1 rRNA gene is annotated in these 391 nt (G+C 35.3%); it reads left to right on the top strand.

Annotated features, from left to right (window positions below):
• Nucleotides 1-291: 291 nt before the first annotated feature.
• Nucleotides 292-391, top strand: a 23S ribosomal RNA gene (locus tag H5187_RS24060); the annotation flags it as partial.

A 391-nucleotide genomic window follows, 5' to 3' on the forward strand; every position in this document is an offset into this window, starting at 1 on the left:
TAAATATTCTTTTATCGGGCAGCTTAATCGCCTGAGAATAGAGTGTGTTTAATTTTGAGAGGTTTTTGTATCTCTTGCTCTTTAAAAATTTGGAAAAGCTGATAATAAAATTCGTATGAATAACAGTGTTATTTGTACAGAGTTTTCAAAAGTAAAAAAAGAATGATAGCAGTATCATTCAGTGCCATTTAATGAACGTTTACGTTTGTTGATTGGTATCTACTTTAGTATTCAATATTAACTTCTGGCGAAGTTAAACTGTCACGAAACAAAGACCCGTTTGGGTTGTATGGTTAAGTGACTAAGCGTACACGGTGGATGCCTTGGCAGTTGGAGGCGATGAAGGACGTATTAACTTGCGATAAGCCTAGTCAAGCTAGTAAAAAGCACT

Origin of the sequence: Pseudoalteromonas sp. SG44-1 (assembly GCF_014164315.1) — a bacterium.
In the GTDB taxonomy this organism is placed as follows: Bacteria; Pseudomonadota; Gammaproteobacteria; order Enterobacterales; family Alteromonadaceae; genus Pseudoalteromonas; species Pseudoalteromonas rhizosphaerae.